We start from the raw sequence: 13,448 nt of genomic DNA, 5'->3' as shown, positions 1-13,448 counted from the left end.
ATGGTCTGGCATATCCGTGCCTGCTTCAATAGCGAGGCCGCTTTCGTTCTTTTCGCGGCCTCTGAGAAGGAATTTCATGAGCACTTCATTTCGGCCTGCGAACGACTCAGGCCCGTACCACTTGCGTGCGGTCATCCGTTTCGCGCTACCCGTCGTCGCTATCGTGGCCGGCGCCGCACCCACATCTTCCCACGCGACGAGGCAGACGGTCGACGTCATCTCGGCGCTGATCCAGGAGTACTCGCGGGAAGGTAACAGCGCCGAGTACCTCAATCGTATCGACGACCGGGGGTACGAGCGCTATGTCCTCAATCGGCCCGGCTTTCCCTACGCCGATGTCCTGCAGGTCTCGATGCCGGAGCCTGACGCGCCGACGCGTCGGGCCATCGCGTCGCTTTCCACGCCCGAATATCCTTTGAATCATCGCGATTTCCACGACATGAAAGTGTGGGACCTGGGCTACACCAAGAGCCGGGTCGGCCGGGAGATTCCCAGACTGCCCACCGACCTCGGGGCGATCCCCGGAGCGTCGAGCCTCGTCAAAGCGGGAGTCGACCCGGATATATACATGCAGGCGATTTATCTGTCCGGCGTGGACTATCCCATTATCGCGGCGAACTACGCGCTCGCGGCACAGATCCTGCGCGCCAAACTGACATCGACGCCCAAAGCCCTGTGGGCGCAGCACGGGCTTCGGCACGATGTCCTCGACCGCTTCCTTCATGCACCGACGGTGCGCGGCGTGTACGACTACGACCTCCACTATCTCATCCATGTCCTGGACGGTGCGATGTCGACGTGGTCGTCCGGCTCGCAGAGCAGCTACGGGCTACGCGAACTGCCGACGAATCTCCGCGTCGCCCGCATTGCCGCCGCCTATCGTGAGCGCATGCCCTACGAGCACGAGCCATGCCGCGATGATCGTACCTACGACTCCCGCTACGCAGGCATGGGCGGCGTCGACAAGCGGCCACTATGCTTCGACGATGCGACCGACCGCGCCGTCCACGCCTGGTATGCGATGCAGTTCCGTGCCGAACTGTCATCCATTCGCTTGCCGCGTAGCGGTACAACGGCCGAGGAACGGATGGCCGTGCCGCTGAACATGAGTCGGCAGGGCTGGATCGGCATTCGCCGTAACGGCCTCATCGAGGACACGATCCGCCTTGAGGTCGTCGAAGCGAAGATCGCCGACCGGCTCCTCGCCGATGGGCTACTGTCCTACCGCGACGCCTTCGATGTTTCCCAGCGCGCCCTGCGCCTGGCCTGTGCAAGGAAGCACTGATCATGCGAAACAGATCACGGATCAACGGCGCGCTTGCCGCCATCGTCGCGCTATGGCTCGGCATTACCGCGCCATCGTTCGCACAGACGTCTCCTCCGGCCGGAGTTACCGAACTCGCCGTGGAGCACGACGACGACCACATGGTGCAGACGTGGCTCGGCGTTGCGTTGAACGACTATGCGAACGCCATGACGCAATGGCTCCTGGACGCGGCACACGCAAACGGCGGCTTAGTCACAGAACGGGCGCTGGTTCGCTTCCAGCAACAGCTACGTCGGGCTACGTTCGCCTACTTCGAGTACACCTACGAGATCGACGGCGTGCCTTATAGCCGAATCTATCTGGCGGCATCCGGGCGCCCTTTCGCAACGTACATCGATCCGCGTGCGCCGGGCCTGGTTGCGCCCGAACGGCCGGATGCCGCCTACTTTGCGTCCGATGACGTCGTTCGCCATGCGTCCGCTGGCGTGGGTGAGGGTTCGGATGTCACCCCGAGGACGAATCGTCCTGGCATCCCGAACCGGGGCAATGACGCCGAGATCAAGGTCCTGCAGTCGATCATGCGGGATATCGACGCGGGATTCGTCGAACGGAACGGACGTCTGACCGGCTTCGTGAGCAAACAGCCCTGCGACTCCTGCAGCGCGGCACTGCGCCAGTTTGCGCTCGAGACCAACGCTGAGGTCCACGTCAACTACGTCCATGGTGCCAATGAAGATGGCTTGCGAACCCCGGCGTGGACGGCGTTGCGACAGGCCCGCGATTCGCTGGTCAATGACCTGACAACGATGCTGACCCAACCGGCGGCCGCCTTGCCGCGGGCACCGGACCACCCTGTGGACGACGACGTACCTTCGACCTCGGTCTGCGGGCAGCCGTGAAGGGCGTCGACTCCTCACGCGCACAAGGATGTCTTCGTGTTCGATAAGTTTCGGGACGGGCCCTGTCGACCTGGAGCCACCATCGTGCTCGCCTGCGCATTAGGCGTTGCGCCAGGCGAGACCCTTGGCCTTGCGGGAGGGCTTACCGTGCACGCTCCGCCGCCAGGTGATTTCACGGCGATCTGGATGGAAGAGCGAATCAAGGCGAATGGTCTGGCCGCGGCCATGCGCGACGACGACAGCGTCGTGTCGAGTCTGCTTGTCGATCCATCCTCGCCCTATAGCGCCGTCGCCGATTTGCCAAAGCGTCGCCTTGGTGGTGCTCCCTGGGGGAAGGCGCTGCGGCAAATGAAAGATGAATTCGATGCACCGATGACCGACGACGAGGCGAAACGAGCCGTTGCGTGGGATCTGGGCCTGACCAATGCGTTGCCGGGCCTTTCGGCGGGGGACCAGCCCGTCGCCTTTGCCGGCGATACCCTGGTCCAGGCCAGCCTCATCAAGGCCGGTGTCTCGGTGGATATCTTTCTCCAGTCCCTTAGCCTGTTCGGCAAGCGGCACTACGCGGTCGCCGCTTACTATGCGGTCGCGGTGCAGGTGCTTCGCGATCGTATCCCTGCGCTTCCAGCAGCAAGACGCCGCGCTTCCGGGGTGCGAGAGATGGCGGTCTTCCGCTTCCTCCTTGCTGACGGGCTTATGGATATCGTCGGATCGGATTGGTCATACCTCTCGCACATGCTCGAATCGGAGATGTCGGGCTGGCACGCCGGACGGGTGACGATCCATGGTCACCGGGAGATTCCCGTCGCCTTTCGTGTGGCTCGCGTGGCGGCGGCGTATCGCCAGTCACTGCCCTACGAGGGTCATCCGCCCTGCAATGCAAACGGCACAGGCGATCGGGCGGTAGCGGCATCGAGGCCTTACGATGCCACGCGTGAACTCTGCCTGCCGCACGCCACCGATCGCGCGGTGCACGCATGGTATCGGCGCGTACTGGAGGCACAGGTGGCGCAGGACGAATCGCATCACGGTCTATGGCCGATCGAGCTCGCGCCGGCGCTCGTATCCCTGACCTACGCCCGATCCGGTCGCGAAACGATGCCGCATGGTGAACTCTTCGCCCGCCATGCGGGGCACACGGAAACCGCTGACCGCCTGCTGATCGAAGATCGCATGCGTGGCGCCTTCTCGGACGAGGATGCGGCGGAGGTGCTTGACAGCCACATCGCGGCGCACATGTGCAAGGAGCGTGGTCGATGATGCGCCGGCAACGGCGCCAGTGCCTGACGGCAGTTCTGATGATTCTGCTTGCTGTTGCGGGCATGCCCGCGACCGCGGGCGAGGTGAAGAAATACGAATGGACCTACGACTACGACGACATCGTCCTGTGGCATCTGCACCTGAGTTTTCTTCACCACGCTATTCCTTCCGTGGAGTGGTTCCTCAGTGCCACGTCGCACATGAAAGGGAATCGCCACGCCTTTCGTGAATTCGGACGGCAGTTCTTCTCATCCACCTTCGCGAGCTTTCAGTACACCTACACCTTGAACGGCATGGAACACACGCGAACCTACTACGCGCGTTCCGGCGAGGACCCACCCAGGCTCGGCGTGCGCGGACCGACGCCGCCGCTATACAGCAACTATCTGCAGGTACAGCCTACTGAAGTCCATGCCACGTTGCTGTCTTCGGATGAATCGGCGATCACGTGGACTGCCCTAAAGGATGGCCGTCCCGCGGACGCGCGACGCAACGACGCCGAGTTGAAAGCTGTGCGTTCGATCGAACGCGATCTGATCAACGGGCGTGTCCCTTCGGGTGGCGAAGTCACGGCCTTCGTCAGCCAGCCGATGTGTCCTTCCTGCGAGATGGCCGTGCGGATGTTCGCCCTGCAGTACGACATCGACGTGAACGTCAATGCGCTTTCGGGCGATGGTGGATGGGCCTCCCAGCGATTCATGCGCAAGCGGGTTGCCTTCTTCACCTCGGCGCTCGGATCGGTGACGAGGTCCGGATCAGGCTTCAGGCCGCCGACGCCTCCCCCTTCCGGGGATGTGGCCGGCTATTGCACCGCGCCGCTCTCGTACTGAGGCGGTCGCGAGAATCAGCCCAGTGGCCGGACACGAAAGTTGCGGCCCTTGATCTTGCCGGCACGCAGACGCTCCAGAGCCTTGTTGGCGAGATCCCTGCGGATAGCCACGTAGGCACGTGTGGCGAAGACGTCGATCTTGCCGATGTCCTTGGCCTCGAGTCCCGCGTCACCGGTGAGAGCGCCGAGAATGTCGCCGGGTCGCAGCTTGTCCTGGCGGCCGGCGTCGATCACCAGGGTTTTCATCGCCGCGAGGTTGAGCACCTTGCGGCCGTCACCTACGGGTTTGGCGGGATAGCGCAGCATCGGGCCGCCGAGACGTTCTTCGATCGCGCGGATTTTCGGTTGTTCGCGCGAACCTACCAGCGTGATGGCCAGGCCCTTCGCACCGGCACGGCCCGTGCGACCCACGCGATGCGTGTGCGTATCGGCGTCGTGCGCCACGTCGTAGCTGATCACCAGTGGCAGGTCGATGATGTCCAGGCCACGCGCGGCGACATCGGTAGCGACGAGAATGTTGCAGCTGCGGTTGGCGAAGCGAACGAGTACTTCATCGCGGTCGCGCTGTTCGAGATCGCCATGCAGGGCCAGCGGCGAGAAGCCGCGGCGATCCAGTTCGGCGGCCAGCGTCTCCGTATCCTTGCGCATGTTGCAGAAGACCAGCGTCGCTTCTGGCTTCTCATGGGTGAGGATACGCGACAGCACGTCGGGCTTGTTCGCAGGTTCCACCTCGATCATGCGCTGCTCGATGGTGTTTTCGTCGTGCTTCTCTTCCACCGTTACCGTCACCGGATTGCGCTGCACGCGACCACTGACGGCGCGGATGGCATCGGGATAGGTCGCGGAGAACAACAGCGTCTGGTGATGCTTCGAGATGCGCTTGACGATATCGTCGATGGCTTCCTCGAAGCCCATGTCGAGCATGCGGTCGGCTTCGTCGAGCACGAGGACCTTGATGCCGCCGCCGTGCAGGCTCTCGCGCTTGAGGTGCTCCTGCACGCGGCCCGGCGTGCCGACGACGATGTGGGGATCGTGCTCAAGCGAGGCGAGCTGCGGGCCGAGCGGCATGCCGCCGCAGAGGGTCAGCAGCTTCACGTTGGGCAGGTTCACGGCCAGGCGGCGGATCGCCTTGCTCACCTGGTCGGCAAGCTCCCGGGTGGGGCAGAGCACCAATGCCTGTAGTTTGATCTGCGTCAGATCAAGCTGCTGTAGCAGCCCAAGGCCGAACGCCGCCGTCTTGCCGCTACCCGTTTTTGCCTGGGCGATCACGTCGCGGCCTTCGAGGATCGAAGGAAGGCTTTCCCGCTGGATCGGTGTCATCTCCGTGTAGCCGATGGATTCCACGGCGGCGAGGAGGGCGGGGGAGAGCGTGGTCTGGGCGAAGGCATTCATGCGCCTATGATCGCATGTCGGGCCTTGGGCCGCCCCTGAGGGGCTTAGCAGCCGGTCGTCGGGTTCTTCGAGCCGCGGGGTCTGGGCGGCGGCGATGCCTCCATCGAGCTTTCCGAGACGCGAGGGAGCCGGATCGGACCGAGTTGGAAGGAGCGCCGCGCCCATGGAGTGCCTTTGAAGTTTCGTCCCATGGCTCGCGGGCTCAGTGACCGCCTTACCTGGCCTTCGCGGGCGCCATTCAGAAGATCCGTTGCCAGTAGAGGCCGTTCGCTCACGGCGTCGATGAGCTGGCCGCCTCGCACACGTGCGCTGCCTGAAGCGAGGAGTTCTCGCTCTGCCGCGCGGGGCAACGCTGGATAGACCTGGGATACCCGCAGGTCGACGGCATAGGTATCGGCGAAGCGTTTCATGCTGTATTGGCAGGACGCGCAGGTGACCTCGCTGACACTCCCGTAGATACTCCCACCACGGGGGAGGGTTCCACTTCGTAAGTCCCTTTCGATAGCCCGCAGCGCCTTGAACTCGGGGTCGAGCGCGCGATCCCTCCCGTCGACGACAAAGGAGCCGAGCGCGGACTCATCGCCAGCGACCACCGATGCCCGCACGTTGATCTCGTCGAAGTCGGCATAGAAGCGATCGTCAGCAAGGTCGGCGGCGACTTCGTCAGTCGAAGATAGCCGGCGACTGAACAGCCCTTCCTCGTCCTCGGAGCTCATGGGACTGGTGGGTGTGTCCGGCGTGCCCGGCCGTGTCGGACCCTCGAATACTGACTTGGCCACCGAGCCCAAGGAGCGGCCACCCATGGCGTGGTAGATCCGAACATTTGGCACGCCGTTGATCTCGAATCGATACTCGAATCGGGCAACGGGGGCATCGCGCATGGCATCCTCCAAAGCTTCCCATCGAATGGCCCGATAGTCGTCGCGGTAGCGCTCGTCGATCAGTGCCCGCATGGCGTCGACGTAGTACTGACTGGTCGTTTCGAGCAACGCGGTGACGTTGCCCTCGTCCAGCGTAACTCGCCCTAGCTCGACGACACCTGCCCTGCTTGTCGGGCAGACGACGGACGCGAGAATGCCGGCCGAGAGGGCGGCAACGAAAGCGGGACGCATAGTGCTCACTCCGGAATAGGGCAGAAAAGGCGATCGGCACGTTCAGCGGCCATGTCGGCTTCGACGGGCGTGAGCGCTTCCGCTGTGACGAGATCGTCGGCCACGACGGCTTCGACCACTTCGGCGAGGCTTGCTAGATCGAGCAGGGCCAGCAGCACTCCGGCGAGCTCGGCGAGGCGCTGCATGCCGCTGTGCTCGCGCTCGGGGACCCAGGCGGCTTGCCGTCGGGCTTCGTCGACGTACCAACGATGGACGGCGCGATCGGTCGCCGCGACGAAGCAGAGCGGGCGATCGTCTCCTTCCGTCCCGGTCCCGGCATGGCCCTCGCGCGGCGTAGCGTCTGGCTTGCATGGATAGCTGCTGATGTAGCCCTGTGCGTCCCGGTAGGCAGCGGCCACACGGGCGACGCGGAAGGCGGTCGGCAACGCCCTGATGCCGTTGGAAGAGCGCCCTCCGGGCTGCCAGTGGATCAGTCTGTGCTGAACAAGAATGGAGAGGTATTGCATGTCATAGCTGGAAACCTGGTCGAGATAGCGAGCCGCCATGACGCGACCGAATACCTTCTCGTCGATGCCCAGCAGTGCCCGGCGCTCCGGTGCCGTCGCGCGAACCTGCTCACGCAACACCTGCATGGCGACCGCGTAGGTCGCCGCGCGCGCCGAATGACGGAAGCCGGTGAGGTCGACCATATGCCAGAAGATGTCAGCGTCGACATCGCCCTTTGTCGCTCCGGCGGCGACGAAGGGATCACGATAGCCGTTGCGTGGCCCCACCTCCCGGCCTGGTCGTGCGCGGGTCAGGCCCAGGTCCCAGTTGAGCACGGCCACGGCCGATGCAGACGAGAGGTTGCCCGGCAGGCGCGCGAGTACCTCCGGCCAATCGACGTCGTTCGTGAAATCGGGTTCTTCGACGGTTTCCGAATAGGGCGACATCGGGTTGGCCAGTAGCTGGGTCAGGAGTTCGCTTTCCGGAGGTGAGAAGGCGGTCGCACCTCCAACGCGAGCGACGCGCTCGCGTTGGAGGTGCGAAAGGACATCGACGCCGATGGCGGTCGTCGCATGTGCGCCTTGGCTTACAAATACGGCGACGCCTGCGGCGATCGTTCGCGAACATCGGTTCATGTCATTCGCCGCAGGGCTGCGCAAGTGATCTCGCCGCCTCTTCGGCCTCGATGCTCTGGACGGCCTTGGTCTCGAGCCAGCCGCCTTCTTCGGGAGCTGTAACGGCATTGCGTTGCAGGTTGGTCCTCGCGTAATCCTTGCGAGCCAGCTTCAACTGGGTGGAAGCCTCCTTGCTCTGTAACAGGGTGTCGTCGGCTAACCCCACCTCGGCGCCTGGCTCTACCAACTGATGGATCGTTCCGTCGATGCCGTATTCTTCGGCCAGATTCTCGGCAGCGGCAGTACAGGACGGGCAAACCGCCTTACTTACGTAGCCGGTCAGCGTTCCTCCCGCCTCGACGGCGCCCTCGGCCACATCCTTCTCGATCTGGCGGAAAATCTTCAGTTCGGCGTCCGCCGAGTGTATGGCGGCCTCCTTTCCGCTGGACCGGACGATGCCGTCGTCGACCGGCGCAAGATTGCGTACGCGGATGTCGGTAGGCGTGTCGGCGGGGTAATACTTCCGTTCGCTGAAATCCTTCGCGATGTCCTCCTCTGACATGGAGTAGGGCCGGGACCCCTCGGATTCCGAGCCGCTCGTCCCGCTCGTTCCACTTGTGCCGCTCACGGCATTGCCGTCGACCCCGATCAGCTTGTTGCGGGCGAGAACGACTTCCATCGCGGGGCCACTTCGCGCATGGTAAGTGCGTGTAAACGTTCTGCCGTTCCTGGAATACGAATACGTCATCCGCGACACGGTTGCAGAATGCACGTCGCTCCGCAGCTTACCCCAGCGGCCTGAGTTTCCGCCGGCGGCAAGCTTCTTCTCAACGATGATCGTGCGAAAGGCGTCGGCGAAAAGTTTCGAATCACTGAAGAGGGTGCCCTCGATGCCCGGGCCACCCGGGGAGACCTCGATTTCGATCTTGCCTGCGTGGGCCATCGAGGCTGAAAGGCCGAGCGCCAGGACGCTAAGGCGGAGACGATGAAGGATGGGTCGAGTCATCATGGGCGGATCCTGCAGGTGAGCTGATTGACGCGTTCTTCGGCGAGCGCGGCTTCGTCTTCGGCGAGAGCACCCTCGCCAACTAGTTCTTCAATGGCAGCCGCCTCACCGAACTCGAAGAACGGAGCGAGATCGCCGAGGAAGAGGACGGTGTTGATCAGGAAGGAAAGGCGCACGGAGGCCCAGTCCGTTGGTTGGTGGGCGCGGCGTACCCCCTTGGCTTCCTCTCGCATCTGACGCCGGTACCACGAGTGCACGGCGCGATCGGTAGCCGCGACAAAACAGAGCGGGCGATTCTTCTCGATGTCCTCCGCGCTGCGCGGCTCGCGTGACCTTGGCTCGTTTCCCTGGCAGTAGCCACTCGTATTGAGGTAGCCCCGCGCGTCGCTGTACGCCGCTGCGACGCGAGCGATGCGATAGGCGGTGGGCAGCTGCCTGCGCCCCTCGGCGTCAATACTGAAGTCACGCTTTGATATGGCATATCGCATGATGTCGGCGATATACCTGTCATCGTCTTCACCCAGCTGGTCCACATACTTCTGCGCGAGGTAACGCTTCAGGACATCCGGTTTGATTCCGCGCGCCTCATATTCCTCGGGAGGATGGTTACGGATCTCGTCGCGGAGCAACTGCAACGCCACGGCGTAACCAGCGGCGACGGTGGACATCGCTCCGTTGAAGTCTCTGGCCTTCCAGAAGATGTCGGCGTCGATACCTGCCTTCACCGCGTTGGCTGCGACGTAGGGGCCTTTGAAAACAATCAGTGAGGCGTCGTCGACGTGGGCTTCAACATTGACTCGTGCCTTTGTGAATCCGCCCTGCCATTGCAGCATGTTGAGCACAGTCGCACTTTTGTCGGCGGTATCGAGCGGCAAGCTGCCGACGAAATCCAGCCACCAGACCTCGTTGGTCAGCGGTGGATCCTCACGCAGGTCGCTGTAGGGGGAGTCGGGATCTTTGAGGAGCCTGGAGGCGAAGGCGCGCGTGTTGTAGTCGAGTGCACGGTCGACACCAACGTCGGCGACACGATGGCGAACGAGTTCGCGGTAGACGTTGACCGACGTGGGCTCCGCAGCGAACGCGGGTAGGGGGAGCGGGGCGGCGAGGCACGCCAGCCGGAGTAGAGACTTCATGTCTGGGAAACATCCTTGTGTGAATCCGGGTGCCGTCTTCGTGTCGGCCCGCGTAGTCTCTGACAAGGCATGACAATGTTCCGTCGGGGTTACCCCAGACGGTTGCGGTCACGTACCACTTGTGTGTGTCAGCGGATTCGCAGCGGCTGTAGGCCGTCGTATTGAACCCCGCGCTGCCGTTACCAGCGCGTACGTTCGGGGAGCAGGCCCTGCAGCTCGGCCTCGGTCAGGTTGCGCCACTGACCGGGCTTGAGGTGGCCCAGCTTCACATTGATGATCCGCACGCGGCGGAGCTGGGTCACGCGATAGCCGAACGCCGCCGCCATCAGGCGGATCTGCCGGTTGAGACCCTGGGTGAGCACGATGGAGAAGCCGAACTTCGCGATCTTGCGCACGCGGCACGGGTCGGTCATCTGGTTGTGCACGCGCACGCCCTTGGCCATGCCGCGGATGAACTCGTCGGTCACCGCCTTGTTCACCGCCACGAGGTATTCCTTCTCGTGGTGGTTCTCCGAACGCAGGATCTCGTTGACGATGTCGCCATTGCTGGTCAGCAGGATCAGGCCTTCGGAATCCTTGTCCAGCCGCCCGATAGGGAAGATCCTCTGCGGATGGTCGACGAAGTCGACGATATTGCCGTCGACAGTCTGGTCCGTGGTGCAGGTGATCCCGACCGGTTTGTACAGCGCGATATAGACACCCCGGGTCTTTGCCGATTCCGGCGCCATCGTGCGCGCGACGACGACCTCGCCGTCCACACGCACCACGTCGCCGTCGAGCGCCTTTGCACCGGCGCTGACCAGTTCGTCGTTGATCGTTACCCGGCCGGCGAGGAGTAGCTCGTCGGCTTCGCGTCGCGAACACAGGCCCGCCTCGCTGATGTACTTGTTGACCCGCATGGCGTTACGAGCGCAGACCCACGCCGCGCGACAGCAGGCGCAAGGCGACGAAGCTCAGGCCGACGACGAAGACCAGCATCACGATGAAGGCCGTCACGATGGGCACGTCGCTCACGCCGAGCACGCCGAAGCGGAAAGCGTTGACCATGTACAGGATCGGATTGGCCAGCGAAATGGTGTGCCACGGCTCGCCGAGCAGGTCGACCGAATAGAACACGCCGCCGAGGTACGTCAGTGGCGTGAGCACGAAGGTTGGCACCAGGGCGATGTCGTCGAACTTCTTGGCGAACACGGCATTGACGAAGCCGGCCAGTGAGAACACGGTCGCGCCGAGCACCACGGAGAGGAAGGTGATGATCGGGTGGGCCACGTGCAGGTCGGTGAAGAACAGGGCGATCACCAGCACAAGGGCACCGACGATCACGCCGCGGGTTACCGCACCCGTGACATACCCGAGAAGGATCACCCAGTTCGACATCGGCGAGACCAGCATTTCCTCGACGAAGCGACCGAACTTCGCGCCGAAGAACGACGAGGAGATGTTGCCGTAGCTGTTCGTGATGATGCTCATCATGACCAGGCCTGGGACGATGTACTGCATGTACGTGAAGCCGTGCATCTGGCCGATACGGCTGCCGATGAGCTTGCCAAAGATGACAAAGTACAGCGTCATCGTGATTGCCGGCGGGATCAGGGTCTGCGTCCAGATGCGCAGGATGCGCGCGATCTCGCGACGAACGATGGTGTTCAGTGCGACGAGGTTGGTGGCAGCGCTCATGCCGCGTTCTCCCGGCCGTGCTCGACCAGTCGGACGAAGAGCTCTTCCAGGCGGTTGGACTTGTTGCGCATGGAGGTCACGGTGACGCCGTGCGACGAGAGTGCGGCGAACAGGGAGTTCAGGTCGTGGGAGCGGGACATCTCGGCTTCGATGGTGTGATCGTCCAGGGTGCGCAGGACCACGCCCGGCAGCACGGGGAGGACACCCGGTGCGCTGGGAACGTCCAGCACGAAGGTTTCCACGTCGAGCGTGGCGAGCAGGCTCTTCATCGAGGTGTTCTGCACGATGCGACCCTGGTCGATGATCGCGATGTTGCGACAGAGCTGCTCGGCTTCCTCGAGATAGTGCGTGGTGAGGATCACCGTGGTGCCCGCCGCGTTGATGCCACTGACGAACTGCCACATGGAGCGGCGGATCTCGATGTCGACGCCCGCGGTGGGTTCGTCGAGGATCAGCAGCTTCGGCTCGTTCATCATCGCGCGGGCGATCATCAGGCGGCGCTTCATGCCGCCCGACAGGGTGCGTGCCTGGAGGTGCGCCTTGTCCCACAGGCGCAGCTCCTTCAGGTACTTCTCGGCACGCAGGGAAGCCTCGGCGCGACCGATGCCGTAGAAACCGGCCTGGTTCACGCAGATGTCGAACGGCTTCTCGAACTGGTTGAAGTTGAGTTCCTGGGGCACCAGGCCGATCAGGCGCATCGCCTCGCTGCGGTGCTTGTGGATCGATACCCCGAAGATCTCGGCATCGCCCGAGGTCGAGTTGACCAGGGAGGAGAGGATGCCGATGAGGGTCGACTTGCCGGCACCATTGGGACCGAGCAGGGCGTAGAAGTCGCCCGGCTCGACGGTCAGGGAGATGCCTTTGAGGGCCTCCACGCCGTTGCCGTAGGTCTTCCGTAAATTATTGACGTTTAAAGCAGGAGTGGTCATGGGCTGCGCCGGGATGCCAAGCCGCTTATTATACCGGGCTTTGTCCGTCCGCCTTGTTCCCGCACGTCAACAGAGACTTTCCATGGCCGAACAATTCCAGCTCCGACTCGCCGACAGCTTCATGCTCGCCCCCTCGGTACGGCATTTGTCGTTCGAGCGCGCCGACGGCCAGCCGCTGGCCTTCGTGCCGGGGCAGTTCCTCCAGGTCCACTTCCATTACGACGACGGCAAGCCGACCAAGCGCAGCTATTCGGTAGGGACCATCGGTGACGGAACCGGGCCGGTCGATCGGGTCGAGATCGCCGTGAGCTACGTGGACGGCGGGGCGGCGACCAGGCTGCTGGGCGGCCTGAAGGCGGGTGAGACGATCGAGGCGAGCGGCCCGTATGGCCGTTTCTGCCTGATGGACGCCGACCAGAACCAGCGTTACATCCTGATCGCCACGGGTACCGGCGTGACTCCTTACCGCGCCATGTTGCCGCAGATCGCCAGCCTCATCGCCAGCCGTGGCTGCCGCTTCGTGCTCCTTTACGGCGCCCGCAACGAGGGAGAGCTGCTTTACGGCGAGGAGTTCGAGGCATTCGCCCGTACTCACGAAGGGTTCGATTTCCACCCCTGCCTGAGCCGGGGCGCCCGGCCAAACCCGCGGCCCCATGACCGCCTCGGCTATGTCCAGGACATGCTGGCGGAGCTGGAGCCCAACGGCGAGCGGGACATCGCTTACCTGTGCGGCAACCCGAACATGGTCGACGCCGCCTTCGCCTCGCTGAAGGAACAGGGGCTCTCGGTGCAGCACATTCGCCGCGAGAAATACATCTCTTCGCGCTGAAACGGCGCCCCGGCC

The 13,448-nt window shown here is 63.5% G+C and carries 13 protein-coding genes; 5 read left to right on the top strand and 8 right to left on the bottom strand.

All coding sequences use genetic code 11. The annotated features are described in order from the left end of the window. The first annotated feature begins 76 nt into the window (after positions 1–76). Genes C8J98_RS02125 through C8J98_RS02110 form a run of 4 tightly spaced genes read left to right on the top strand, consistent with a single transcriptional unit; the run spans position 77 to position 4,256 of the window. Complete coding sequence (locus C8J98_RS02125) at positions 77–1,285, top strand: hypothetical protein (protein ID WP_107910459.1); 1,209 nt, start codon at positions 77–79, stop codon at positions 1,283–1,285. A 2-nt stretch (positions 1,286–1,287) separates the two neighbouring features. Beyond that, a complete protein-coding gene (locus C8J98_RS02120) occupies positions 1,288–2,166 on the top strand; it encodes a hypothetical protein (RefSeq protein WP_107910457.1) in 879 nt (292 codons plus the stop codon). 36 nt (positions 2,167–2,202) lie between these two features. Further along, positions 2,203–3,426 (top strand): hypothetical protein, encoded by a 1,224-nt coding sequence (locus tag C8J98_RS02115; RefSeq protein ID WP_158272567.1) that lies wholly within the window; start codon positions 2,203–2,205, stop codon positions 3,424–3,426. 38 nt (positions 3,427–3,464) lie between these two features. Then, on the top strand, positions 3,465–4,256 hold the full coding sequence (locus C8J98_RS02110) for a hypothetical protein (protein ID WP_146171489.1): 792 nt from the start codon (positions 3,465–3,467) through the stop codon (positions 4,254–4,256). A gap of 14 nt (positions 4,257–4,270) precedes the next feature. Here the strand turns inward: C8J98_RS02110 and dbpA are convergent, their stop codons facing one another. The 8 genes from dbpA to C8J98_RS02070 all read right to left on the bottom strand — a co-directional run bounded on the left by dbpA (position 4,271) and on the right by C8J98_RS02070 (position 12,604). After that, a complete protein-coding gene (gene dbpA, locus C8J98_RS02105) occupies positions 4,271–5,647 on the bottom strand; it encodes an ATP-dependent RNA helicase DbpA (protein ID WP_107910452.1) in 1,377 nt (458 codons plus the stop codon). A gap of 44 nt (positions 5,648–5,691) precedes the next feature. Beyond that, positions 5,692–6,759 carry a hypothetical protein gene (locus tag C8J98_RS02100; RefSeq protein ID WP_107910450.1) on the bottom strand — a complete coding sequence of 356 codons (1,068 nt, stop codon included), beginning with the start codon at positions 6,757–6,759 and terminating at the stop codon, positions 5,692–5,694. A gap of 5 nt (positions 6,760–6,764) precedes the next feature. Then, entirely contained in the window at positions 6,765–7,880 is a 1,116-nt protein-coding gene (locus C8J98_RS02095; RefSeq protein ID WP_107910448.1) for a hypothetical protein, read from the bottom strand. Position 7,881: 1 nt separating this feature from the next. Then, positions 7,882–8,802 (bottom strand): hypothetical protein, encoded by a 921-nt coding sequence (locus tag C8J98_RS02090; protein WP_146171488.1) that lies wholly within the window; start codon positions 8,800–8,802, stop codon positions 7,882–7,884. A gap of 62 nt (positions 8,803–8,864) precedes the next feature. Next, positions 8,865–9,998, bottom strand: coding sequence for a hypothetical protein (locus C8J98_RS02085; RefSeq protein ID WP_107910444.1), 1,134 nt, complete (start codon positions 9,996–9,998; stop codon positions 8,865–8,867). 179 nt (positions 9,999–10,177) lie between these two features. Continuing rightward, the gene (locus C8J98_RS02080; RefSeq protein WP_107910442.1) at positions 10,178–10,897 is read right to left on the bottom strand and encodes a pseudouridine synthase; all 720 of its coding nucleotides are present in this window, start codon (positions 10,895–10,897) and stop codon (positions 10,178–10,180) included. Between the two features lie 4 nt (positions 10,898–10,901). Beyond that, entirely contained in the window at positions 10,902–11,675 is a 774-nt protein-coding gene (locus C8J98_RS02075; RefSeq protein ID WP_107910440.1) for an ABC transporter permease, read from the bottom strand. After that, a complete protein-coding gene (locus tag C8J98_RS02070; RefSeq protein WP_107910438.1) occupies positions 11,672–12,604 on the bottom strand; it encodes an ABC transporter ATP-binding protein in 933 nt (310 codons plus the stop codon). The genes C8J98_RS02075 and C8J98_RS02070 overlap by 4 nt, the downstream gene beginning before the upstream one ends. An 82-nt stretch (positions 12,605–12,686) precedes the next feature. On the opposite strand from C8J98_RS02070, the gene C8J98_RS02065 reads away from it, so the two are divergent. Beyond that, positions 12,687–13,433, top strand: a complete 747-nt coding sequence (locus C8J98_RS02065) for an FAD-binding oxidoreductase (RefSeq protein WP_107910437.1) — start codon at positions 12,687–12,689, stop codon at positions 13,431–13,433. The last annotated feature ends 15 nt before the right edge of the window (positions 13,434–13,448 follow it).

This window comes from Luteibacter sp. OK325 (assembly GCF_003050935.1).
GTDB lineage: Bacteria > Pseudomonadota > Gammaproteobacteria > Xanthomonadales > Rhodanobacteraceae > Luteibacter.
The sequence above is the reverse complement of the archived record's forward strand: the minus strand, read 5'-3'. Positions and strand labels throughout refer to the sequence as shown.